At 63.1% G+C, this 23658-nt stretch carries 19 protein-coding genes; 12 read left to right on the top strand and 7 right to left on the bottom strand.

The features are described 5' to 3' along the window. The first annotated feature begins 6 nt into the window (after nucleotides 1-6). Genes treS through treY form a run of 6 tightly spaced genes read left to right on the top strand, consistent with a single transcriptional unit; the run spans nucleotide 7 to nucleotide 14025 of the window. A complete protein-coding gene (treS, locus tag ACFQ2F_RS05885; RefSeq protein WP_379087110.1) occupies nucleotides 7-3309 on the top strand; it encodes a maltose alpha-D-glucosyltransferase in 3303 nt (1100 codons plus the stop codon). Continuing rightward, on the top strand, nucleotides 3306-5513 hold the full coding sequence (glgB, locus tag ACFQ2F_RS05880; RefSeq protein ID WP_379087107.1) for a 1,4-alpha-glucan branching protein GlgB: 2208 nt from the start codon (nucleotides 3306-3308) through the stop codon (nucleotides 5511-5513). The genes treS and glgB overlap by 4 nt, the downstream gene beginning before the upstream one ends. Before the next feature lie 8 nt (nucleotides 5514-5521). Continuing rightward, nucleotides 5522-7594: a glycogen debranching protein GlgX gene (gene glgX / locus ACFQ2F_RS05875; protein WP_379087105.1), complete on the top strand. Its 2073-nt coding sequence runs from the start codon at nucleotides 5522-5524 to the stop codon at nucleotides 7592-7594. Then, nucleotides 7594-9411 carry a malto-oligosyltrehalose trehalohydrolase gene (gene treZ / locus ACFQ2F_RS05870; protein WP_379087102.1) on the top strand — a complete coding sequence of 606 codons (1818 nt, stop codon included), beginning with the start codon at nucleotides 7594-7596 and terminating at the stop codon, nucleotides 9409-9411. Before glgX ends, treZ begins: the two co-directional genes overlap by 1 nt. 19 nt (nucleotides 9412-9430) lie before the next feature. Continuing rightward, entirely contained in the window at nucleotides 9431-11299 is a 1869-nt protein-coding gene (gene malQ / locus ACFQ2F_RS05865; protein WP_379087099.1) for a 4-alpha-glucanotransferase, read from the top strand. Further along, a complete protein-coding gene (treY, locus tag ACFQ2F_RS05860) occupies nucleotides 11299-14025 on the top strand; it encodes a malto-oligosyltrehalose synthase (RefSeq protein WP_379087096.1) in 2727 nt (908 codons plus the stop codon). Before malQ ends, treY begins: the two co-directional genes overlap by 1 nt. Before the next feature lie 16 nt (nucleotides 14026-14041). Here the strand turns inward: treY and ACFQ2F_RS05855 are convergent, their stop codons facing one another. Then, nucleotides 14042-14380, bottom strand: a complete 339-nt coding sequence (locus ACFQ2F_RS05855; protein WP_379087093.1) for a P-II family nitrogen regulator — start codon at nucleotides 14378-14380, stop codon at nucleotides 14042-14044. A 244-nt stretch (nucleotides 14381-14624) separates the two neighbouring features. Between ACFQ2F_RS05855 and greA the strand changes: the two genes are divergently transcribed. Further along, nucleotides 14625-15089: a transcription elongation factor GreA gene (gene greA / locus ACFQ2F_RS05850; RefSeq protein ID WP_379087091.1), complete on the top strand. Its 465-nt coding sequence runs from the start codon at nucleotides 14625-14627 to the stop codon at nucleotides 15087-15089. Between the two features lie 15 nt (nucleotides 15090-15104). On the opposite strand, the gene ACFQ2F_RS05845 is transcribed toward greA, so the two are convergent. Continuing rightward, on the bottom strand, nucleotides 15105-15425 hold the full coding sequence (locus tag ACFQ2F_RS05845) for a polyhydroxyalkanoic acid system family protein (protein WP_379087088.1): 321 nt from the start codon (nucleotides 15423-15425) through the stop codon (nucleotides 15105-15107). Between the two features lie 100 nt (nucleotides 15426-15525). Continuing rightward, nucleotides 15526-15819 carry a SelT/SelW/SelH family protein gene (locus tag ACFQ2F_RS05840; RefSeq protein ID WP_379087085.1) on the bottom strand — a complete coding sequence of 98 codons (294 nt, stop codon included), beginning with the start codon at nucleotides 15817-15819 and terminating at the stop codon, nucleotides 15526-15528. 182 nt (nucleotides 15820-16001) lie between these two features. Between ACFQ2F_RS05840 and ACFQ2F_RS05835 the strand changes: the two genes are divergently transcribed. Continuing rightward, the gene (locus ACFQ2F_RS05835) at nucleotides 16002-16496 is read left to right on the top strand and encodes an Rrf2 family transcriptional regulator (protein WP_379087082.1); all 495 of its coding nucleotides are present in this window, start codon (nucleotides 16002-16004) and stop codon (nucleotides 16494-16496) included. A gap of 76 nt (nucleotides 16497-16572) precedes the next feature. Here ACFQ2F_RS05835 and ACFQ2F_RS05830 read toward each other — a convergent pair whose 3' ends face one another. Together ACFQ2F_RS05830 and ACFQ2F_RS05825 are read right to left on the bottom strand one after the other, a co-directional pair. Continuing rightward, nucleotides 16573-17340, bottom strand: coding sequence for an ABC transporter permease (locus ACFQ2F_RS05830; RefSeq protein WP_379087080.1), 768 nt, complete (start codon nucleotides 17338-17340; stop codon nucleotides 16573-16575). Next, entirely contained in the window at nucleotides 17337-18263 is a 927-nt protein-coding gene (locus ACFQ2F_RS05825; protein WP_379087078.1) for an ABC transporter ATP-binding protein, read from the bottom strand. The genes ACFQ2F_RS05830 and ACFQ2F_RS05825 overlap by 4 nt, the downstream gene beginning before the upstream one ends. A gap of 303 nt (nucleotides 18264-18566) precedes the next feature. Here ACFQ2F_RS05825 and ACFQ2F_RS05820 point away from each other — a divergent pair, with 303 nt between their 5' ends. Next, a complete protein-coding gene (locus ACFQ2F_RS05820) occupies nucleotides 18567-20411 on the top strand; it encodes an EAL domain-containing protein (RefSeq protein ID WP_379087076.1) in 1845 nt (614 codons plus the stop codon). 1 nt (nucleotide 20412) lies between these two features. On the opposite strand, the gene ACFQ2F_RS05815 is transcribed toward ACFQ2F_RS05820, so the two are convergent. Continuing rightward, a complete protein-coding gene (locus tag ACFQ2F_RS05815; RefSeq protein WP_379087073.1) occupies nucleotides 20413-20610 on the bottom strand; it encodes a hypothetical protein in 198 nt (65 codons plus the stop codon). A 208-nt stretch (nucleotides 20611-20818) separates the two neighbouring features. On the opposite strand from ACFQ2F_RS05815, the gene ACFQ2F_RS05810 reads away from it, so the two are divergent. From ACFQ2F_RS05810 to ACFQ2F_RS05800, 3 genes are all read left to right on the top strand, one after another. After that, on the top strand, nucleotides 20819-21259 hold the full coding sequence (locus tag ACFQ2F_RS05810) for a hypothetical protein (RefSeq protein ID WP_379087069.1): 441 nt from the start codon (nucleotides 20819-20821) through the stop codon (nucleotides 21257-21259). A gap of 181 nt (nucleotides 21260-21440) precedes the next feature. Next, a complete protein-coding gene (locus ACFQ2F_RS05805; RefSeq protein ID WP_379087066.1) occupies nucleotides 21441-22376 on the top strand; it encodes a quinoprotein relay system zinc metallohydrolase 2 in 936 nt (311 codons plus the stop codon). A gap of 53 nt (nucleotides 22377-22429) precedes the next feature. Next, nucleotides 22430-23266 (top strand): quinoprotein dehydrogenase-associated SoxYZ-like carrier, encoded by an 837-nt coding sequence (locus ACFQ2F_RS05800; protein ID WP_379087064.1) that lies wholly within the window; start codon nucleotides 22430-22432, stop codon nucleotides 23264-23266. Nucleotides 23267-23349: 83 nt separating this feature from the next. Here the strand turns inward: ACFQ2F_RS05800 and ACFQ2F_RS05795 are convergent, their stop codons facing one another. Continuing rightward, nucleotides 23350-23628: a hypothetical protein gene (locus ACFQ2F_RS05795; RefSeq protein WP_379087061.1), complete on the bottom strand. Its 279-nt coding sequence runs from the start codon at nucleotides 23626-23628 to the stop codon at nucleotides 23350-23352. Nucleotides 23629-23658 lie beyond the last annotated feature (30 nt).

The raw sequence follows: 23658 nt of genomic DNA, 5'->3' as shown, positions 1-23658 counted from the left end.
TACCCCATGATCGATCGCGACGACCCGCTCTGGTACAAAGACGCCATCATCTATGAGTTGCACGTCAAAGCCTTCTTTGACTCCAACAACGATGGCGTCGGCGATTTTGCCGGCCTGATCAAAAAGCTCGATTACATCGCCGAGCTCGGCGTCACGGCCGTCTGGCTGCTGCCGTTCTATCCCTCGCCGTTACGCGACGACGGCTACGACATCGCCGAATACACCGCCATCAACCCGACCTATGGGCAGATGCGCGACTTCCGCCAGTTCGTGGCGGCCGCTCATGCCCGGGGCTTGCGCGTGATCACCGAGCTGGTGGTGAACCACACCTCCGACCAGCACCCCTGGTTCAAGCGCGCCCGGGAGGCGAAGCCCGGCTCCAAGTACCGCGACTATTACGTCTGGAGCGACACTGACCAGAAGTACCAGGACACCCGGATCATCTTCCTCGACACCGAGGTCTCCAACTGGACCTGGGACCCGGTGGCCCAATCCTATTTCTGGCACCGCTTCTATTCGCATCAGCCCGACCTGAACTACGACAACCCGCGTGTCATGGTCGAAGTGCTGAAGGTGATGCGCTACTGGCTCGATATGGGGGTCGACGGCCTGCGTCTCGACGCAGTGCCCTATCTCATCGAGCGCGACGGCACCAACAACGAGAACCTGCCGGAGACCCATGAGCTTCTGAAGCGGTTCCGGGCCGATCTCGACGATCACTACAACGACCGGATGCTGCTGGCCGAGGCCAACCAGTGGCCGGAGGATACCCGCCCCTATTTCGGCGACGGCGACGAATGCCACATGGCGTTCCACTTCCCGCTCATGCCGCGCATCTATATGGGCCTGGCCCGCGAGGACCGGTATCCGATCACCGACATCATCAATCAGACGCCCAACATCCCGGACAATTGTCAGTGGGCGATCTTCCTGCGCAATCACGACGAGCTGACGCTCGAGATGGTGACCGACACGGAACGCGACTATCTCTGGCAGACCTACGCCAACGACCAGCGCGCCCGTCTCAATCTCGGCATCCGCCGCCGGCTCGCGCCGCTGCTCGACAACGACCGCCGCAAGATCGAGCTCCTGAACGGCCTACTGCTCTCCATGCCCGGCACGCCCGTGATCTATTACGGCGACGAGCTCGGCATGGGCGACAACTTCTTCCTCGGCGACCGCGACGGCGTCCGCACGCCCATGCAGTGGACCGCCGACCGCAATGGCGGCTTCTCCCGGGCCGATCCCCAGCGCCTCTTCCTGCCGCCGATTCAGGACCCGATCTATGGCTTCGAGTCTGTGAACGTGGAATCTCAGGAGAAGGACCCTCATTCGCTGCTCAACTGGACCAAGCGGATGATCACGGTCCGGAAAGCCCACACCGCCTTCGGCCAGGGCAGCCTGACTTTCCTGTATCCGCGCAACCGCAAGGTGCTCGCCTATCTGCGCGAGTTCGACGGCGAGACGATCCTGTGCGTCTTCAACCTCTCCCGCTCCGCCCAGGCCGTGGAGCTGGACCTGTCGGAGAAGAAGACGCTGATCCCGGTCGAGCTGACCGGCCGCTCGATCTTCCCGGCCATCGGCACCCTGCCCTACCTGCTCACCATGCCGGCCTACGGCTTCTACTGGTTCTCCCTCATGGAGCCCGCCGCACTGGCGCTGGAGGAAGAACCGGCCCAGCAGCCCCTGCCCGAGCTCGACACCCTCGTGCTCGGCCGCGGCTGGAACCTGGTGGAGAGCCAGTGGAGCGAGACCCGCGGTCGCGATCGCTTCATGCAGTCCTACCTGCCGGCCTATGTGCACAATCAGCGCTGGTTCGGCGCCAAGGACAGCCGCATCGTCCACGCCGACCCCATCGTCCTCGGCGAGCTGCCGCGGGAAGGCCAGGAGAGCTTCCTCTTGATGGCCCTGGATCTGGAGCTGTCGGAGGATCAGCCACAGCGCTACTTCCTGCCGCTCGCCCTGGAATGGGGGGAGGACAATCTCCATCACGACAACCCGAACATGCCTTTCGTGCTGTCCAAGGCGCGCCGGGGGCCGCGCGCTGGCGTCATCCAGGAGGCTGCGGTCACCAACGACTTCCCCCGCATCCTGCTTGATGCCATGCGCGACGAGCGCCACCTTGAGACCGAGCGCGGCGAGATCCGCCTGGAAGGCAGCCGCTGGCTGAGCGAGCTGGATCTCGACCCGGAAGAGCCTATCCGCCGCATGTCCGGCGAGCAGAGCAACACCTGCATGGTGATCGGCCGCCAGGTGATGATGAAGATCTACCGGCACCTTCGCTCAGGCATTCAGCCGGAGCTGGAGATGAGCCGCTATCTCTCGGCAGCCGACTTCCCCAACGCCCCTGCCCTGCTCGGCTCCATGCAGCATGTGGACGAGGACGGCAACGAGACGGCCCTCGCCGCGTGCTTCGCCAATATTCCCAACCAGGGTGATGGCTGGACCGTGGTGGTCGACTCCCTCGACCGTGAGCTGGAGGAGGCGACCTTCGCCGGCGAGAACCGGCCCGATGACGCAGGCGGCCAGCCCTACTCCCTGTCGCTGATCGAGACCGTCGGCCGCCGGACAGCCGAGCTTCACCGGACCCTGGCCGCCAACACCGACGATCCAGCCTTCGCACCGGAGCCGGTGACCGAAGAGGATCTGTCGAAATGGGTCGATACGATCCATGCCCGCGCCAACCACGTCTTCGAGCTTCTGATGCGCGTCGACCACACCCTGGAGGAGCACTCCCGCGGACCCGTCGATCAGCTCATCGGCATGCGCACCGAGTTCATGCAGAAGCTGGAGAGGCTCATGCCGCGCGGTTCGCGCAGCCAGAAGATCCGCCTCCACGGCGACTATCACCTCGGTCAGGTGCTCGTCGCCCAGGACGATATCTTCATCGTCGATTTCGAAGGCGAGCCGGCCAAGAGCCTGGAGGACCGCCGGCTGAAGGCGCCGCCTGCCCGTGACATTGCGAGCATGTTGCGCTCCTTCGACTATGCCGCCAACATGGCGGTTGATCGCCAGTGGCAGACAGGCGTGGCCCAGCTCAGCGAAATCGAGCAGCGGGCGCATGCCTGGCGCGACGCCGCCTCGCGCACCTTCCTGGAAGCCTATACCGGCGTGCTGGTGGAGGCTGGCGACACGGTCATGGACAACTCCGCGCAGGAGCTGCTGACTTTCTTCCTGGCCGATAAATTGCTTTACGAGATTACCTACGAGGCGTTGAACCGCCCGGCTTGGCTCTGGGTGCCCGCAAAGGCCGCCCTGGAGCTTATTCAGACCGACGGTGCGCCGCCCCCGAAGGAGGATTTGGATTGAGCATTATAAACCGCACATCCCAGCCCGCCGCCGCGCCCGATAGCGGAGCGATCGAAGCGATCGTTCGCGGCACCCATGGCGATCCTTTCGCCGTGCTGGGGCTGCATGGCGGCGACGGCAAGCCGATGTCCTTGCGCGTCTTCGCGCCCGAAGCCGATACGGTCGAGATCCTGGCGCCCACGGGCTCGTCCCTGGGCTCCCTGGATAAGGTCCACCAGTCCGGCTTCTTCCTCGGTGAGTTCCCCTCGGAACGTCGCAAGCCCTACCGGCTGCGCATGTCCCGCGGCGAGTACACCTGGGAGGTCGAGGACCCCTACCGCTTCGCCCCGGTCATCTCCGACATGGACCTCGAACTGCTCGCTAACGGCGATCATCTCAAGCTCTATGAGGTGATGGGCGCCCAGCCCATGACCATCGAGGGTGTCGGCGGCGTGAACTTCGCCGTCTGGGCGCCGAGCGCCAAGCGGGTCAGCGTCATCGGCCCCTTCAATAACTGGGACGGCCGCCGCCATCCCATGCGCCTGCGCCACCGCGCCGGGGTTTGGGAGATCTTCATCCCGAACCTCCAGAAGGGCGAGATCTACAAGTTCGAGATCATCGGGCCTGACGGCACCGTGCAGCCTGCGAAGGCCGATCCTGTCGGCTTTCAGCAGGAGCATCCGCCGGCCACCGCCTCCATCATCCACGGCCCCTCCGGCCGTCTTGGCCACGCGGAGGGCTGGCCGGAGCAGCGCGCAAAGATCAACGCCCACGATGCACCGATCACCATCTACGAGATGCATCTCGGCTCGTGGATGCGCGGCCCCGACAACCAGTTCCTGAACTATGACGAGATCGCCGACCGGCTGATCCCCTACGTTCAGGACCTCGGCTTCACTCATATCGAGCTGATGCCGGTTTCGGAGTTCCCGTTCGACGGCTCCTGGGGCTACCAGCCCATCGGGCTCTACGCACCGACCTCGCGTTTCGGCACGCCGGAACAGTTCACCCGCTTCGTCCGCCGTCTCCACGAGGCGGGCATCGGCGTGATCGTGGACTGGGTTGCTGCCCACTTTCCCACCGACGTGCACGGCCTCGCCCGCTTCGACGGCACCGCGCTCTACGAGCATGAGGACCCGCGCCGCGGCTTCCACTACGACTGGAACACGCTGATCTACAATTACGGGCGCAAGGAGGTGATGAACTTCCTCGTCGCCAACGCGCTCTACTGGCTGGACCATTTCGACATCGATGGTTTGCGCGCCGACGCCGTAGCCTCGATGCTCTATCTCGACTACAGCCGGGACGAGTGGGTACCCAACGAGTACGGCGGCAACGAGAACCTCGAAGCGATCCACTTCATCAAGCGGCTCAACGAGATCGTCTACAGCGCCTTCCCCGGCATCGCCACGATGGCGGAGGAGTCGACCGCCTGGCCTGGCGTCTCACGTCCGACCGATCAGGGCGGGCTCGGCTTTGGCTACAAGTGGAACATGGGCTGGATGCACGACACGCTGAATTACATCAGCGAAGATCCCATCCATCGCCGCTACCACCACGACAAGCTGACCTTCGGCCTGGTTTACGGCTTCTCGGAGAACTTCATTCTGCCCCTTAGCCATGACGAGGTGGTGCACGGCAAAGGCTCGCTGATCGGCAAGATGCCGGGCGACCACTGGCAGCGCTTCGCCAACCTGCGTGCCTATTACGGCTTCATGTGGGGCCACCCGGGCAAGAAGCTTCTCTTCATGGGCGGCGAGTTCGCCCAGGAGCGGGAGTGGAACCACGACCATGCGCTCGACTGGCATCACCTGGAAGACCGCTATCACCGCGGTGTCCAGAGCCTGATTCGCGATCTGAACCACCTTTACCGCGAGGCGCCGGCGCTGCACGAGAAGGACACGGACCCGTCAGGCTTCGAATGGGTCAATTCCACCGACGGCGAGAACAGCGTGCTGACCTTCCTGCGCCGGGCCGAAGGCAAGCCCCCCATGCTCGTGGTCTGCAACTTCACCCCCGTGGTGCGGAACGACTATCGCGTCTGGGTCCCGGAACCCGGCACATGGGCAGAGCGTATCAATACCGACGCCACCGAATATGGCGGCAGCGGCATTGGCAATGCCGGCGCGGTGCAGGCCGAGGCCATTCCGTGCGACGGCCGGCCCTATTCGGTCAGCCTGACCCTCCCACCGCTGGCCACGCTCTTCCTTGAGCTTCAGGAGTAAATAAGCGAATGGACCTTAAGATGGGGCCTGGTTCGCCATGGCCGCTCGGGGCGACGTGGGATGGAGAAGGCGTGAACTTCGCCATCTTCTCCCGCAATGCCACCCGGGTCGAGTTGTGCCTGTTCGACAGCACCGACGGAACCGAGTCGGACCGCTTCGCCCTGCCCGAATACACCAACGAAGTCTGGCACGGCCGGATCGACGGCATCGGCCCGGGCCAGCTCTACGGCTACCGGGTGCATGGGCCGTATGATCCGCGCGCCGGCCACCGCTTCAATCCTCACAAGCTGCTGCTCGACCCGTACGCCCGCCTCTATGCCGGCGAGCTGAAATGGGACGACGCCCTGTTCGGCTACAAGATCGGCTCCAAACGCGCCGGCGACCTGGCCATGGATGAGCGCGACAGCGCGCCGTACCTGCCGAAATGCGTTGTGCTGCCTGAGGAGGCCAAGCCTGCCGCCCCGCGTCCCAACACGCCGTGGAATGAGACGGTCATCTACGAGGCCCATGTGAAGGGCCTGACCGCCACCCACCCGGACGTGCCTGAAAAGCTGCGCGGCAAGTTCTTAGGGATCGCCCAGCCTGCCATCATCGAGCATTTGAAGTCGTTGGGCGTCACGGCGCTGGAGCTGCTTCCGGTCCAGTCCTTCGTCAACGACCGGCACCTGATCGACCAGGATCTCAGCAATTATTGGGGCTACAACAGCATCGGCTTCTTCGCCCCCGCCCGCCGCTATCTCACCGAGGGTGGCGGCATGGAGGAGTTCCGCCAGATGGTGGATGCGCTCCATGAGGCTGGCATCGAGGTGATCCTCGACGTCGTCTACAATCACACAGCCGAAGGCAACGAGCTGGGCCCGACCCTGTCTTTCCGGGGTGTCGACAACCTCTCCTATTACCGCCTGGCGAACGAGCCGCGGCACTATTACGACACCACCGGCTGCGGCAACACACTGGATATGTCCCATCCGAAGGTGCTGCGCCTCGTCATGGATTCCTTGCGCTACTGGGTGGAGCAAGGCGCCGACGGCTTCCGCTTCGACCTCGCCTCGTCCCTTGCCCGGGACAGTGTCGGCTTCGATCCCTCCTCGTCCTTCCTGGACGCCATCGGCCAGGACCCCGTCCTGAGCCAGGTGAAGCTAATCGCGGAGCCGTGGGATCTCGGTGAGTACGGTTATCAGGTTGGCGGCTTCCCGCCGGGCTGGGCGGAGTGGAACGACCGCTATCGCGACGATCTGCGCGACTATTGGCGCGGCGAGATGGGCAGCCTACCCGGCCTCGGCCATCGCGTGCTGGGCTCGGCCGATCTCTACGACAATCACGGCCGGCGACCCTGGTCGAGCGTGAACTTCGTCACCGCCCATGACGGCTTCACCCTGAACGACGTCTATTCCTATAACGAGAAGCACAACGAGGCGAACAAGGAGGACAATCGCGACGGCCACGACGACAACCGCAGCTGGAACTGCGGCGTCGAGGGCGAGACCGACGACCCGGAAGTTCTCGAAACACGCGAGCGCCTCAAGCGCGCCCAGCTCGCCAGCCTCCTCTTCGCCCAAGGCACGCCGATGCTTCAGATGGGCGACGAGCTCGGCCGCAGCCAGGGCGGCAACAACAACGCCTTCTGCCAGGACACCGAGATCTCCTGGATGCGTTGGACCGACCGGCCCGACCGGGACTGGAAGTTGCTGGAGTTCGTCCGCGGCCTCACATCGCTCCGCCGCGACTACCCCGTACTCCGCTGCCGCCGCTTCCTCCATGGCGAACCGGTCGCGACCTCCATCGCCAACGTCACCTGGTTCAAGCCGGATGGCGAGGAGAAGCGTCCCGAGCATTGGGAAGACCCGGTCGCGAAATGCGTCGGCCTCTGCCTCGCCGAGAGCGACACGGTCCTACTGCTGATCTTCAACAGCGACGGCGAGCCCATCGACTTCACCCTGCCGTCATTCGGTGGGGAGAAGTTCAAGTGGCGCACCCTTTGCGACACGTCCACGGGTGAGATCCGGCCCGACGGGCCCCTCGTCGGCGACACGATCTCGGTTCCAGCCCGCAGCCTGCTCCTTCTGGAGAGAGCGTCCTGATGACCGACCGCTTCGAACACGACATCCCTTGGGGCGCCCAGATTACCGAGCACGGTGCGCGCTTCCGTCTCTGGGCACCGTCCCAGGAAGAGATCACCCTGATCGCGACCCAGTCCGGCGAAGCGATGCAGATGATCCCCCAGGAAGAAGGCTGGTTCGAGCTTGAGACGTCCATGGTGAAGCCCGGCGAGGGCTATCACTTTGCGCTCCATGACGGCATGCGCGTGCCCGACCCGGCCGCCCGCGCGCAAATGGACGACGTGCATGGGCCGAGCAAGCTGGTCGACCCGAAGGCGTATCAATGGAAGACGGCCGATTGGAAAGGCCGCCCCTGGCCCGAAGCCGTTCTCTACGAGCTTCACACCGGCACCTTCTCAGCCGACGGCACGTTCGACGGCGTGCTGAAGGAGCTGGACCGTCTCGCCGAGATCGGCGTCACCGCCGTCGAGCTTTGCCCCGTGGCCCAATTCGCCGGCAATCGCGGTTGGGGTTATGACGGCGTGCTGCTCTATGCGCCCCACGTTGCCTATGGCGGGCCGGAACGTCTGAAGGCTCTCGTCGATGCCGCCCATGAGCGCGATCTGATGATCCTGCTCGACGTCGTCTACAATCACTTCGGACCGGACGGGAATTACCTCGGCCTCTACGCCTCGGAGTTCTTCCATCCCGAGCGCCACACCCCTTGGGGCCCGGCCATCGCCTTCGACCGCAAGCCAGTGCGCGATTTCTTCGTGCACAACGTACTCTACTGGCTGGAGGAGTATCGCTTCGACGGGCTCCGCTTCGACGCCATCGACCAGATCGACGATCCGAGCGATGAGCCGATCCTGAAGGAGATGGCCCGCACGGTCCGCAAGCGCTTCCCCGATCGCCATATCCACCTGACCTCCGAAGACGACTCGAACCTGGTCACCCTCTTGGAGTTCGACGAGGAGAACCGTCCAAAACTCTTCACCGGCGAGTGGAACGACGACTGGCATCACGCCATGCACCACATCCTGACCGGCGAGGATGACGGCTTCTACGAAGATTACGTCGACGATCCCGGCGCCCGTGTCGCCCGGATGGAGGCGGAAGGCTTCGATTACCAGGGCGAGCCCTCCTCCTATCGCGGCGGCGCGCCCCGCGGCGAGGCATCCGGCCATATTCCGCCGACCGCTTTTGTCAACTTCCTTCAGAATCACGACCAGACGGGCAATCGCCCCTTCGGCGAACGGCTCACCATGCTGGCATCGCCCGAGGCTCTGGAGACATCCTTGGCGCTGCTACTTCTCTCGCCCCACACGCCCCTGCTCTACATGGGCGAGGAGTACGGCGAGACGCGCCCCTTCCAGTACTTCACTGACTTCCATGGCGAGCTCGCCGACGCCGTCCGCGAAGGGCGCCGCGAGGAGTTCAAGAAGGTCCGCCTTTTCGCAGACCCTGAAGCGCGACACAGGATCCCGGATCCCAACGCGCTATCGACCTTCGAAGCCTCCCAGCTCCGTCGCGAGGAGGTGCCCGCCGCCCAGCGTGAAGCCCGCGAAACGCTCGTTGGCGACTTGCTGCGCATCCGCCGGGAATGCATTGTGCCCGCGCTGTCGTCCATTCCGGCCCATTCGGGGAGGATCGAGGCGCAGTCTGGCCGCGCCTTCACCGTGCGCTGGCAGCTCGGCGGCGGCCGGATATTGACGATCTCCGCCAATCTCGCCGATGAGGCGGAAGAGATCGAAGGAAGCGCCGAGGGCGATGTGATTTATCAGCGGCCCGGGACCGCCGCGGAGGCGTTAGAGGCAGGCAACCTTCCGCCATGGTCCATCGTCTGCTGCTTGAAATAGGGGAATTGGGGAGCAACGCGTGAGTGAGAAGTTGCAGCGTCTGGCCGAATGCTACGGAATTGGTGACGGCTATACGAGCGAGACGGGAGAATGGGTCGAGACGCCCCTCTCCGCCAAGGCCGAGATTCTGAAGGCCATGGGCGTTGCCGTGGGCAGCGACGAGGAGATTGAGCAGAGCATCGCCGAGGCGCCCGCGCCGATCCCCGAAGAGGACATCCAAACCCTGTCCCGCAGCGGCTTCTGGCCGCTCTGGCTGGTCGACCACCGCGTCTGGGGCATGACCACCCAGCTCTACAGCCTGCGCTCCTCCGGCAATTGGGGCATCGGCGATTTCCGCGATCTCGCCGACCTCGCAACCCGGCTGGGCAAGCTCGGCGCGGACTTCGTCGGCGTGAGCCCGCTCCATGCGCTCTTCATGGCCGACCCCTCGCGCATCAGCCCCTACGCGCCGTCGAGCCGGAACTTCCTCAACCCCATCTTCATCGCCCCCGATCAGGTGCCGGGCTTCGAGGAGCTGCCGAACCGCGATCAGCTCGTGGCCGAGCTGCCGAAGCTCCGGGAAGCCGAGTTCATCGATTATCCTTCCGTCTACCGGGTGAAGCTCGCCGCCCTCGACGCGCTATTCGAGCATTTCACCAAGAACGCCTCGGACGCCGACCGCCGCGCCTATGAGAACTTCAAGCAGGAGAAGGCGGAAGCGCTTCAGAACTTCGCGCTTTACGAAGCCCTGGCGGAGCACTTCGTGTCCGAAGGCGGCTACGTCGCCTGGTCCACCTGGCCGGAAGAATACCAGGACCGCGAGAGCCTCGCCGTGCGGGACTTCATCCGGGGCCACAAGCACCGCGTCGAGTTCCATAGCTGGCTGCAATGGCTCGCCGACATCCAGCTCGCCGCCGCCCAGCGGCAGGCGCGCGAGGCCGGCATGCGCATCGGCCTCTATCTCGATCTCGCCATCGGCGTCTCGCCCGACGGCTCCACCGCCTGGTGCGGCGGCCACGCGACGGCGCGCGAAGCCCGCATCGGCGCACCGCCCGATGCGCTCTGCCCCGGCGGCCAGAACTGGGGGCTCATCCCCTTCTCGCCCATGGGACTTCGGGAGCAGCGCTTCGAACCGTTCCGGGGCCTCCTCAGGGACAACATGCGTCACGCCGGCGCCATGCGTCTCGACCACGCCATGGGCTTGAGCCGTCTCTACTGGATCCCCGAAGACAGCGATGCGCTGGGCGGCGGCTATGTCCGCTATCCCTTCCGTCAGATGCTGGAGATGGTGGCCGACGAAAGCTGGATGGCCCGCTGTGTCGTCATCGGTGAAGACCTCGGGACTGTGCCCGAAGGCTTCACCGACACCATGGTTCGCGCTGGCCTGCTCAGCTATCAGGTGCTCTATTTCAGCCGCCACCACGGCCATTTTTTCCAGCCCCACGCCTATCGCCGCGAGGCCATGGTCTGCGGCTCCACCCACGACCTTCCCACCCTGAAGGGCTGGTGGACCGGCAGCGACATCCGCTGGCGCGATCACGTGGGCGCCCAGGAGGAAGAAGACACCAAGATCCAGATGGAGGGCCGCGAGGCCGAGAAGCGCCTTCTCGTCGAGGCCCTTCAGGAGGCACGCCTCATCGAAGGCGATGCGCCCGAGATCGCCGCAGCCGACGAGCTCTCCGAGGAGCTGCTGCTGGCCATCCACCGCTTCCTGTCGCGCACGCCCTGCCGGCTGTTCGCTGTGCAGCTCGATGACGCCTTGGCCGCCGACGAGCAGGCCAATCTGCCGGGAACAGTGGACGAGCATCCGAACTGGCAGCGCAAGATCGGCGTTAATCTGGAAGAGCTGCCCGATCACAAGCTGTTCGGGGATCTCGTCCAAGTCCTCGCAACCGAACGTCCCCGTTAATGCGGCCTTTCACAGCCACTTACAGATTGCAGTTCCGCGAAGGCGTCGGCTTCAAAGAAGCGGCCGATCTCGCACCCTATCTGAGGCGCCTCGGCATCAGCCATCTTTATGCCTCGCCCATCTTCGAAGCCGTGCCGGGCTCCACCCACGGCTACGATACCGCCAATTACAATCGCATCGAGGCCTCATTGGGCGGCCGCGAGGGCCTGGAGGAGATGGTGGCGGCGCTCAAGAAGCATGGCCTCCAGCTAATCCTCGACTTCGTGCCCAACCATATGGGCGCCAGCCCCTTCAATTCGTGGTGGTGCGACGTGCTGGAATGGGGCGAGCAGAGCCCCTATGCCCATCATTTCGATATCGATTGGTCGGCGCCCAAGCTTTTGATCCCAGCCCTGGGCGAGCCCTATGGCCTGTCGCTTGCGAACGGCGCCTTCGGCATCGACTTGGACGCGGCGAGCGGCGGTCTCAACTTCACCGCCCCGGGCCATGAGCTCCCCATGACGCCACAGAGCTATGCCACCATCCTCACCCAGATCGAAGATGGCAGCCTGGAAGATCTCGCCAACCGGTTCGCCATTGCGACGCCGGAGACCACCGCCGAGCTGAAAACCGAGCTGCGCGACCGGCTGCAGGACGACGCGGCCCGTGCCAAGCTGGAGACAGCGCTGGACGCGATCGTCGCCGATCGCGAGCTGATGCATCAGCTCCACGAAGCTCAGGTCTGGCGCCTCGCCTTCTGGCGCGCCGCGCGCGAAACTCTCACCTATCGCCGCTTCTTCGAGGTGACCGATCTGGTCGGCGTTCGCATGGAGCAGCCGAGCGTCTTCGAAGAATCCCACAGGCTGATCCTCGACCTCGTCGGCAAGAACCTCATCCAGGGCATCCGTCTCGACCATATCGACGGTCTCTCCGATCCGCTCGCCTATTTCCTCAAGCTGCAAGAGGCTGTGACGGAAGCGACTAACGAGGCGGAGCCGTATCTGCTGCTGATTGAGAAGATCCTCGGTCAGGGCGAAACCCTGCGGCGCAATTGGCCCGTCGCCGGCACCACCGGCTACGAATTCATCCGCAGCCTGGCCGGCCTCTTCACCGACCCTAACGGCGAGAGCGCCATGACGGCGGCCTATCACGACTTCATCGGCGAGCAGCTCGACTACGAGACTCTCCTGCTCCGCGCCAAGCGCCACATCTTCGTGCGCAATCTGGCCGGCGAGCTCGACGTGCTCTCAGGGCTGGCGGCCAAGCTCGCCGCCGCCGATCTCGTCACCCGAGATTTCGGCCGGGACACCCTGCGCCGCGCCATCATCGAGCTTGCCGTCGCGCTTCCCGTCTACCGCACCTATGTCGATGTCGAAGGCCCGAGCGCCGAAGACGAGATGCTGATCGCCGATGCCACAGCGGTCGCCAAGGCCTCCCGCGAGGTGGAGGACGATCTCGCCATCGACTTCATCGCCCAGATCTGGCGCCTCGATCTGGAGGACCCGGCCGCCCGCGCCGAGGCGCTCACCTTCGCCACACGGTTCCAGCAGACCACCGGACCGCTTATGGCCAAGGCGCTCGAGGACACCCTGTTCTATCGCTACAACCGGCTGATCGCCCTGAACGAGGTCGGCGGCGAGCCGGACGTCTTCGGCGCGCCCATCGAGTCCTTCCACGATGAGATGGATGGACGGTTGATCCGACAGCGCCAAGGGCTCTCCACCACTTCGACCCATGACACCAAGCGCGGCGAAGACGCCCGCACCCGGCTCTACTCTTTGAGCGAAGCGCCGGAGAACTGGTCTGACTGCGTACGCCGGTGGTCGGAGATGAACCAGTCGGCCCTCACTCTCGATGAGGCCGGCGAGCGCACGCCCAGCGTCGAGGACGAATGGCTGTTCTATCAGTCCCTCGCCGGGGCCTGGCCCTTCGGTCTTTCATTCGAAGACCGCGACGCCATGCAATCCCTGTCGGACCGCATGACCGCCTTCATGCTGAAGGCTATTCGTGAGGCCAAGGTGCGGACGAGCTGGACGGGCCAGGATCAGCCCTACGAAGAGGCCGTGGAGCGCTTCGTGTGCGAGGTCCTAGATCCCGATAAGGCGTCCGACTTCCTGGACGACTTCTCGCGCGCCCACGAAGAGATCGCGCTTGCCGGCGGTCTCTATAGCCTGAGCCAGACCCTGATCAAGCTTACGGCGCCGGGCGTGCCCGACGTCTATCGCGGGTCGGAGCTGTGGGAGCTGAGCTTGGTCGATCCAGACAATCGCCGCCCTGTGGATTTCGCAAAGCTGGAAGAGATGTTGTCCGGGCTTGAAGGAGATTCAGACCCCGCAGACCTGCTGGAAAGCTGGCGGAGCGGCGTCATCAAGCTCTCCCTCCTGGAGAAGGGCCTGCGGCACCGTGAGGACTATCCGGCCCTGTTCGAGACGGGCGACTACACTCCTGTCCATCTGACGGGCGCCAGGAGCGCCCACGCGGTCGCTTATCTCAGGAGCGATGAGACGTGCGGACTTATCGCGATCGCCCCCATCCGGGCGCGGGCGCTTCTCGAGGGTCAGGAGACCCCCATCGTGTCTTCGGAAAAGTGGGAGGATACGGCCATCAGCCTCCCCGGTGATTGGGCCAGCAAGAGCTGGCGCAATCTCCTGACCGGGGAGACGATGACCGCAATCGATAACAAGATGCACCTCAGCGAGGTGCTCAAGAACTTCCCCGTCGCCCTACTGGCGAGCGAGGGAAGCTAACGCAGATACAAAGGGCTTAAAGCGCATCCGCGCCGGTTTCGCCGGTGCGCACGCGAGTGGCGCTCTCCAGCGGCAGCACGAAGATCTTGCCGTCGCCGACCTTGCCGGTCTTGGCAGCTTCCGAGATCGCCGAAACGATCTTGTCCGCCACGCTGTCGTCGGCAGCGATCTCAAGCTTGACCTTCGGCACGAAATCCACCGTATACTCGGCGCCGCGATAAACCTCGGTATGGCCCTTCTGGCGACCCACGCCGCGCACTTCCGACACGGTCAGGCCTTCGACACCGATGGCCGTCAGGGCATCGTGCACTTCGTGAAGCCGATGGGGCTGAATAACAGCAACAACATATTTCATAGCGTTCGTTCTCCCTATTTATGATGTGGGCCGGATTGCGTCCGACCCCTTGTTTCCGGCCTCGGTCCTTCCGTAAATGAAAAAGGAAAGTTTAGACCTCGGCGAAAGCTATAGCTCTACTTGGGAAGCTTTTGTAGAGCTTCAATCGCCTTGCTAAAACTATCAGCACTGCACAGATATCGTGCACAAAACCAGCTTCCGAGCCCCTCGACGAGGCGAGATCAATCCATGCTAGAGTCTTCCGATGAGTAAGGCATTCACCAAAGAGCAGGAAGGTAGCGACGTCTATGACGAGCTGCCGGACCGTCCCGTTTCTTCGAACAACTTGGTCACCGAGCGCGGCCTCAAGTTGATCGACGATGAGCTCGCCGCACTCCATGACGCTCATGCGGAAGCCTCGGCCGAAGAGGACAAGCATCGCCTGGCGCGGATCAATCGCGATCTCCGCTATTTCACCGCGCGCCGCGCGACAGCGCAGCTCATGCCTGCGACCGACCAGACCGAAGAGGTCCGATTCGGCAATACGGTCACCATCGAGCGGGATGACGGCCGCCGCCAGACCTTCACCATTGTAGGCGAGGACGAGGCGGATCCGTCCAAAGGAACGCTTTCTTACGCTTCGCCGGTCGCCCAGGCCCTGATGGGCCGCTCCGAGGGCGATCTGGTCGCCGCCGGCGCGGGCGAAGCGGAAATCATCGAGATTCGCTGAGTATGGCCTTGAGGCTTATTTCTTGACCGGCTTCTCAAGCATCAACTGGCCCTGCTTCTTGACCAGCGCCTTGGCCTTGTCGGCGAGCATGGCCAGCATCCAGGGAAGCTCGACTTCCAGATGAACATGGTCGTCGGCCACATCCACCTTGCCGTTGGTCTTCTGCCCCAGAAGGCTCGCCTGAAAATCCAGATGGTCCCCCGTCCAATCGTCCTGCAGCACGGCGAATTTGTCGCCGAAGGACGAGCGCACCTGGCCGAAACCGTTCTTCAGCCGGCGGATCGCTTCCTCCTTGCCGAGATTATGGGGAATATCGACGGTAACGGGCTTACCCATGGATATGTCTGACCTCGCAGGTTTCGGTTTCGCGCATTACGGGCGCATGCCGCCTCATATGGGGCGCAACCCGATTCAAAGCTAGGTTGTGCTCATTCGATCAACGCCGATCGGAATGGCCGAGATCCCTCTCGGGCGCGATCCGGTCCCGGACCAGTTGCTTCAGCTCCTTCATCTCAGGAAACCGTCCCTCATCCGCCCGGGAATAGACAAGCACGCCATCGGCATGGATGTCGAAGACGCCGCCCGTCCGGTCCGGAATCAGCGTCACGGCACCGATCTCGTCGGAGAAGCTCGTCAAAAGCTCCTGCGCAGTCCAAGACGCACGCAGAAGCCAACCACAAAGCTGGCAGTAAGTTATTGAAATATGGGGCTTTGGTAGCGTTACGGTCATTGGGGGGCTTCCGGATCTTCCCGGCACTATCAACTTATGGTTAGCAGCCCTTTTTTCGGACACGATCATACATTAGAGTAGCTCTAAGATTGCACATCGCCGGACAGGGCCCTTTCGATCCTTGGAGTCTTTTGTCTGTCTGGGCGATTCATTTTTGCTATAAGCGGGTGAGGCAAATCACCATGCGACTGACCAAACAGACAAGCTACGCGATCCGGATCCTGACCCATTGCGCACGCAAAGAGGGTAAGTCCGTCCGGGCAAGCGAGATCGCGCAGATCTACGGCATCACCGAATATAACGTGGCCAAGATCGTACCGATCCTGGTCCGCGCTGGCTTCATCGAATCGACCCGCGGCCGTCTCGGCGGCCTGAAGCTCGCCCGCCCCGCCGAAGAGATTCAGATCGGCGATGTGGTGCGCGCAACGGAAGCCACCTATGTGGAGGCCGAATGCGGCGGCGGCGATTCCCGCGATTGCGCCATCAAGCCCGCCGCCCTGATCAACCGGCTTCTGGGCGAGGCTCTCGACGCCTTCATCAGCGTCCTCGACGAGCACACCCTGGACGAGCTGGTCGGCTCGAACCCCGGAGCCGCTCAGGATCTGGAGCTGCTCACCAGCCGCCCCGGGAACCGCAGCGACCGGACGGCGGCCGCGAGCACCTCGGCCGGCTCCTAATTTCCGAAATCGTCTTCGTTGCCACCGCGCGCCGTAACTGTGCCCGCGCGCGGCCAGGCATTTTATGCACGCTGTCCTAGCTCTTCAGCCGGTATCCGGACTTGAAGATCAGATGCACGATGACGAGGCAGACCACCATGAACACGAGCGTCATGCCGAGGCTGATGCCTACGCTCACATCCGACGCGCTGTAGAAGCTCCAGCGGAAGCCGCTCACCAGATAGACCACCGGATTGAACAAGGTCACGGTCTGCCAGACCGGCGGCAGCATATCGATGGAATAGAACGTGCCGCCCAGGAAGGTCAGCGGCGTGATGATGAGCAGCGGCACGAGCTGCAGCTTCTCGAACCCGTCCGCCCAGATGCCGATGATGAAGCCCAGCAGGCTGAAGGTGATCGCGGTGAGCACCAAAAAGGCGAGCATCCAGATTGGATGATCGATCTGCAGCGGCACGAAGAGCGACGCTGTCGCCAGGATGATCAGCCCCAGCACCATCGACTTGGTCGCCGCCGCGCCCACATAGCCCAGCACGATCTCGAAGGCGGAGATCGGCGCCGACAGGATTTCGTAGATCGTCTTTGCGAAGCGCGGGAAGAAGATGCCGAACGAGGCGTTGCTCACACTTTGGGTAAGCAGGGACAGCATGACCAGCCCCGGCACGATGAAGGCGCCGTAGCTGATGCCGTTCACCTCCTCAATACGCCCGCCGATGGCAGCCCCGAACACGATAAAGTAGAGCGCCGTGGAGATCACCGGCGAGACGACGCTCTGGAGTATCGTGCGCCAGGCGCGGCGCATCTCGAAGATATAGATCGCCTTGACCGACTCGAAGCTGAAGCTCATGACGCGTCCTTGACCAGGCTCACGAAGATGTCCTCCAGGGAGCTCTGCTTGGTATCCAAATCGCTGAAGCGCAAACCGGCGTCACTCAGCGCTGTCAGCAGCGCCGTGATGCCCGTGCGTTCCGCCTGGGTGTCGTAGTCGTAGACGAGCACGTGACCGCCCTCGTCCAAGGACAGCCCGAACCGGTCCAGTTCGCTCGGCACAGTCTCGATACGCTCCTGAAGCTGCAGACGAAGCTGCTTACGCCCCAAGGAGCGCATGAGATCGGCCTTGTCCTGCACGACGATGATCTCGCCGTGATTGATCACGCCGACCCGGTCGGCCATCTCCTCCGCCTCGAGGATGTAATGGGTGGTGAGAATGATGGTGACGCCCCGATCCCGGAGCTTCCGCACCACCTCCCACATGGCCTGGCGCAGCTCCACGTCAACGCCCGCCGTCGGCTCGTCGAGAAACAGAATGTCCGGCTCGTGGCTCAGCGCCTTGGCGATCAGCACCCGGCGCTTCATGCCCCCTGAAAGCTCCATGATTTTGCTGTCGCGCTTTTCCCAGAGCGACAGATCCCGCAGCACACGCTCGATATGGTCCGGGTCCTTCGGAAGGCCGAACAGGCCGCGGCTGAACGAGACCGTGTCCCAGACCGATTCGAACGCTTCCGTCGTCAGCTCCTGGGGTACCAGGCCGATGCTTTGGCGGGCCGGCCGATAGTCCTTGATGATGTCATGGCCCAGCACCTCCACCTTGCCGTCCGTCGGGTTGACCAGCCCGCAGATGATGCTGATCAGCGTGGTCTTGCCCGCACCGTTCGGTCCGAGCAGAGCGAAGATCTCGCCGCACTGAATCTCGAGGTCCACATTCTTCAATGCGCGGAATCCCGAATCGTAGGTCTTGGAAAGGTCGGTGACGGAGATGGCGGGCTGCATCGGACCCTGCGGTGACGTTGGATGAAATGACGGAAGGACGTCCGGGCGAACCGGAAAGCAGCGCCGGTCGGACGGTGGCGAAACCTATCAGGCAAGCGGCGCCCCTGCCAGCGGCCGTTACTGACACCTTTAGATAAGTTCGCCGCGCAATTTATCCAGTCGCCTAAGACAACCTTTTCAATGGTTTTTTAGATTGGAGTCAGCGGGAAACACCGATCGATCGAAGCGCGTTTCTGGCAGCGGCCCACGTTGCTGTCAGTCCATGTTGCCGCCAGCCCTTGGAGGACACGAGTTTTGGTGACCATGACCGAGCCCACCGCGACAGCCGCCATCGAACGTTTCCCCCAAACCGCGGAACGGAGGCGGCTTCTGGCACTTCGCTCCCTCGGTCTGCTCGACACCGCGCCCAGCGCAAGCTTCGACCGCATCACTCGCCTCGCCAGCCAGATTTTCGACCTGCCCATCGCCGCGGTCTCGCTGACAGACGAGAACCGCCAGTGGTTCAAGTCCCGCATCGGCCTCGAGCAGACCGAGGTCCCGCGCGACAAGGCGCCTTGCGCCGAGGTGATCGAGAAGAAGGATGTTCTCGTCCTCAGGGACCTGCTGCAACATGACAAATACGCCGACAGCCTCCTGGCCCAGCACGGCATCCGCTTCTATGCCGGCGCCCCGCTGATCACCCGCGACGGCTATGGTCTGGGCACCATGTGCGTGCTCGGAACCGAGCCCCGGGAGGTCACCGACGACGAATGCGTCGCTTTGCGCGACCTCGCCGCCCTGGTGATGGCCCAGATCGAGCTCGAGCACGCCTTCGGACGTGTCGACCCGGTGACCGGCCTGCCGAGCCGCAATCAGTTCATCGAGGATGTTCAGGACTTCGCCCGCGATGAGGAAGGCGAGACTCGCTACGCCACTCTCATCGACTTCGCCCACCCTTCGGAGCTCGCCCAAACCATGCGGGTGCTCGGACCGGCCTTCATCGACAGCTTCATGGACAACGTCACCCGGGAAATCGGCGAGGCCTTCGGCGAAGACCAGCGCCTCTACATGGCGGGCAACGGCCAGTGCATCTATCTGGTGGACCAGATCGACGAGAAGCTCCGCGCCACCGAGATCGAAAAGCTGCGGCGGTGCATCCAGAAAACCCTGAGCAGCACCAACCCGCCCGTCCTGTTCACCTCCAGCATCGGTGTCGTGCCGTTCCAGCTCGGCGAATCCGATCCGCAAGACGTGATCCGAATGGCCCACAGTGCCGCCGAGGAGGCTCGGCACTGCGATCGCAAGCTGAGCTTTTATTCGCCGCAGCTCGACGAGGCGGAGAGGCGCCGCTACCGGCTGCTTGCAGACATCCGCGAAGCGATCCGCACTGAAGACCAGCTTTATCTCGCCTACCAGCCCCGCATCGATGTGGCCTCACACAAATACATCGGCGCGGAAGCGCTAATTCGCTGGACCCACCCGGAGCTCGGCAACATCGCGCCGGGCGAGTTCATCCCCCTTCTTGAGCAAACCTCCCTCACCCGGGAGCTTACGGCCTGGGTCATCGATACGGCCGTTCGCCAGATGGCAGCCTGGAAGAAGCAGGGCATGGAGCTGAACGTGTCGGTGAACATCTCGGCTGAGAATCTGGGCGAAGGCGATTTCGCGGCCCGTCTCATCCAGACGCTGCAGCAGCACGAAATCGATCCGGAAACCCTCGAGCTGGAGCTGACCGAGGGCGCGATCCTGAAGAAGGGCGAGCAGGCTTTGCGCCAGCTGAACGTGATCGACCAGGCCGGCGTCGTCGTCGCCATCGACGATTTCGGCACCGGCTACAGCAATCTGGCCTATCTGTTGGATATTCCGGCCGGAGTTGTGAAGCTCGACCGGTCGTTGGTGCAGGCCCTGGGTAAGGAAGACCGCTCACGCACCCTCGTGCGGACGCTTTTCACGACACTGCACAATCTCGGCTATCGCGTGGTCGCAGAGGGCGTGGAGACGATCGAACTCTTCGAGGCGCTCCAGAAGGAGCGCTGCGACGAGGCGCAAGGCTTTCTATTCTCGCCAGCCTTGGCGCCGAAGCTTTTCGAGGAGTGGGTCAGGGTCAATAGCAAACACCGCGAGGCCGACGAAGAGGCCTTGCCGCATCCGTTACCGAAGAGTGCCTAGCTTACGCCCCGGCAACCTCTGAAAGCCGGGCTTCGATGACCACCCGCTGCTGTTTGCTCTGAGGATCCTGGATCCGATACTGCCAGCCTTCATGTTCTTCCGGTAGCAGCGCCATAACTTCATAGATCCCCGTCTTGCGGTTGAGCGGGTCGCGTGCGAGCTGAACTTTTTCACCGATCTTGAACTTATGGCCGGTCATTGGTCACCTTTTGTTGAGTGGAAAGAACCACAGGCAATATATAGGATTATCGTATGAAATACGCGGTCAGACGGGATTTTGTTCCGTGGGCCGCGCTTTGATGACTGGGGACAAGGACATTGAGGGCAATGAGGGTGCTTAGAGCGCCCCAAGCATTGTCGGCCTCAATAACAAGAAGAGACTGCGCTGGCCGGCATCGGAGATAGCGATGCAATTGAAGCTTTGGGCGCTCGCCGCCCTGATGGTCTCACCGCTGCTGGCTTCCGTGCCGGCAGACGCCGCCACGGGTTCCACAAGTGACAGCTCCAATCCGACAGATCAGGTTTACGTCCAGATCATCGTGAAGGCGTGCCACGCCTCGGAGACTCTGCTCGAGCCCACCAATCAGGGCGTCAAGTACGACGACGTAAAGGCGCTGAGCAAAGAAGAGCGCCTCGCCATGTACCGCGATCTTGGCTGCATCGACGTTCCTATTCCCATGCAGTTCGTGACTGGGCGGATGAACGCCGGCGCCTGCCGGGGACATGCCGGCTACATCACCGCCATGCAGTTCCTCGAGCAGCGCACCGACCTGGCTGAATACCCCGCCGTTGGCGCCTGGGAATGCATCTTGAACGATGAACCCGTGATTTCGCCCGCAGGCCAGTAGCCGAGCGCCCTCTCGCCCCAAACCCAGAGCGCGCAAGGAAGCTCTTCTCTAGGGAAAGGCTTCACTTGCCAAACACGCGTCATCAGCCTACCTACTAGTAAGTAAGATGATACGAACTCCAAAATTCCAGCGCCATTCGTTTCTGGCAAAGCCCGTAACCCGGGCCAGCGTCTTGAAGGGAATGGGCGCCCTGGCATGCCTTCCCCTCGCGCACAGCCTTCCCGCACGCGCCGCGGCCGCGAGTGCCGACCCGACCGCACCCGATATGGCCGTTGAGGAGATCGCCCCCGGCGTCTTCGTCCATCACGGCCGCTACGAGCTTCAGTCGCCGGAGAATATGGGCGACATGGCGAATGCGAGCTTCATCGTTGGCGATGACGCTGTGGCGGTGATCGACACGTCGGGAACGGCAATCGCCGGCCAGGCTTTCCGTAAGCGCATCCGCGAGATCACCGACAAGCCCATCCGCTACGTGATCAATACGCACATGCACCCGGACCATGTTTTCGGGAATGTTGCCTTCAAGGACGACGACCCGGAATTCGTCGCCCACAAGAACATGAAGGCCGGCCTGTCGGTCCGCGCCGAGACCTATCTGGCGAGCTCGGAGCGCATGATGGGCAAGGAGGCCATGGTGGGCACCGAGGTGATCCTCCCCACCCGCGAGATCGCCGAGAAGGAGGTCCTCGATCTCGGCAACCGCAAGCTGGTGCTGGAGCCTCAGCCGACCGCCCACACCAACAACGATCTCATCATCACCGACGAGAATACCGACACGCTCTTTTTGGGCGACCTGCTCTTCTCCAAGCACATCCCGACCCTCGACGGCTCGATCCTGGGATGGCTGGACCTGATCGACCAGCTCCACGGCCGAAAGGCCGCCCGGGTCGTCTCAGGCCACGGTCCGGTCTCTATGGACATGCCGGCGAGCCTGAACGACGAGCAGCGCTACTGGACCGTCGTGGCCGACGATATCCGGAAGATGATCGACGAGAACGGCACCCTGGAAGAAGCGGTGAAAACCGCCGGCTACAGCGAAAAAGACAAGTGGAAGCTGTTCGACGTCTATCACCGGCGCAATGTGACTGCCGCCTTTGCCGAGCTCGAATGGGAATGAGTTCCGGCCCCGAATGCGTTAGAATGACGCAAACCCTGATGGGAGGAAGAACGATGCCCCAATGGATTCTCTATCGACTGCGCCGGGCGCTCCTGCCCTCCGGCGTCCTGGCGGCTTTCCTGGCCGTGAGCATGACCGCACCGGTCCCGGCGCGCGCCGATATTGATGACTGGCCGATGCTCCACGCAGCGGTCTTTCAAAATCGCGACATCATCGAAGACGACGGCGTCGTCATCCTCGACGCCCCGGCCCAGGCCGATGACGGGGCGCTGGTTCCGATCACCGTGCGCGTGCCCCCGGAGGTGAAGGGTCCGCTCAAGTCGCTGACCATCGTGCTGGATAAGAACCCGGCGCCCGTGGTTGCCCAGCTCCATTTCGGCCCCGCGGCCGGTGAAGGCGGTGAGCGCCGCTTTACCACCCGGGTCCGGGTAGACAGCTTCTCCCATATCCGCGCCGTGGTGGAGACCGAAGACGGCCAGCTGCACATGACCAAGGGCTTCATCGCCGCGGCCGGCGGCTGCGCGGCCATGAACGCGAAGGACCCGACGACCCTGACCGAGGGCATGGGCAAGATGATCGTGAAGACCTTCCCGCCGGCGCTCGACTCCACGCCGATCTGGGAGGGGCAGGTTATGCTGAAGCACCCGAACTTCAGCGGCTTCCAGATCAACCCCAACACGGGCGAGATGATCTCCGCCCGCTTCATCGAGAAGATGGTAGTGAAGCGCGATGGCGAACTGGTCTTCACCATGGACGCCACCCCGTCGATCTCGGCCAATCCGAATTTCCGCTTCACCTTCGGCCGTGGCGAGCACAACGATCTCGACGTCACCATGACCGACACGGACGGAACCGTCTTCCAGGCCCAATCGAAGCCGAGCGGCTCGTAAGCCAGACACGACTGCAGACACGAAAATGGCCGCGCCCTCAGGCGCGGCCATTTCTTTAGCTCCGCCGTATCAGCGGCAACGAGCTACATATTGTCTTCGTGCTTCCTGGAATAGGCAGCCTCGGCCTTCTCGAGATTCTTCTCCGGGTTCTTCATGAAGATCTCTTTGGCCTTCTCATTGCCGAAGCAATAGGTCTTGCCGTCGTACTCGGCATTCACCGAACAATCGGTCTCGACTTCCTTATCCAGAGCGAGGCCCATGGCGCACATATTGTCGAACTCGCCGGTCGCGGCCATCGCGACAGTGGCTCCGCCGAGCAGCATGGCGCCGGCAGCGGCAGACAGAAGCATGTTCTTGATCATGACGTTTCCTCTCGATTTCAATCGATTTTC

The organism is Methyloligella solikamskensis (assembly GCF_042676065.1).
GTDB classification, from domain to species: Bacteria; Pseudomonadota; Alphaproteobacteria; order Rhizobiales; family Methyloligellaceae; genus Methyloligella; species Methyloligella solikamskensis.
This window is presented reverse-complemented; position numbering and strand designations above follow the sequence as displayed.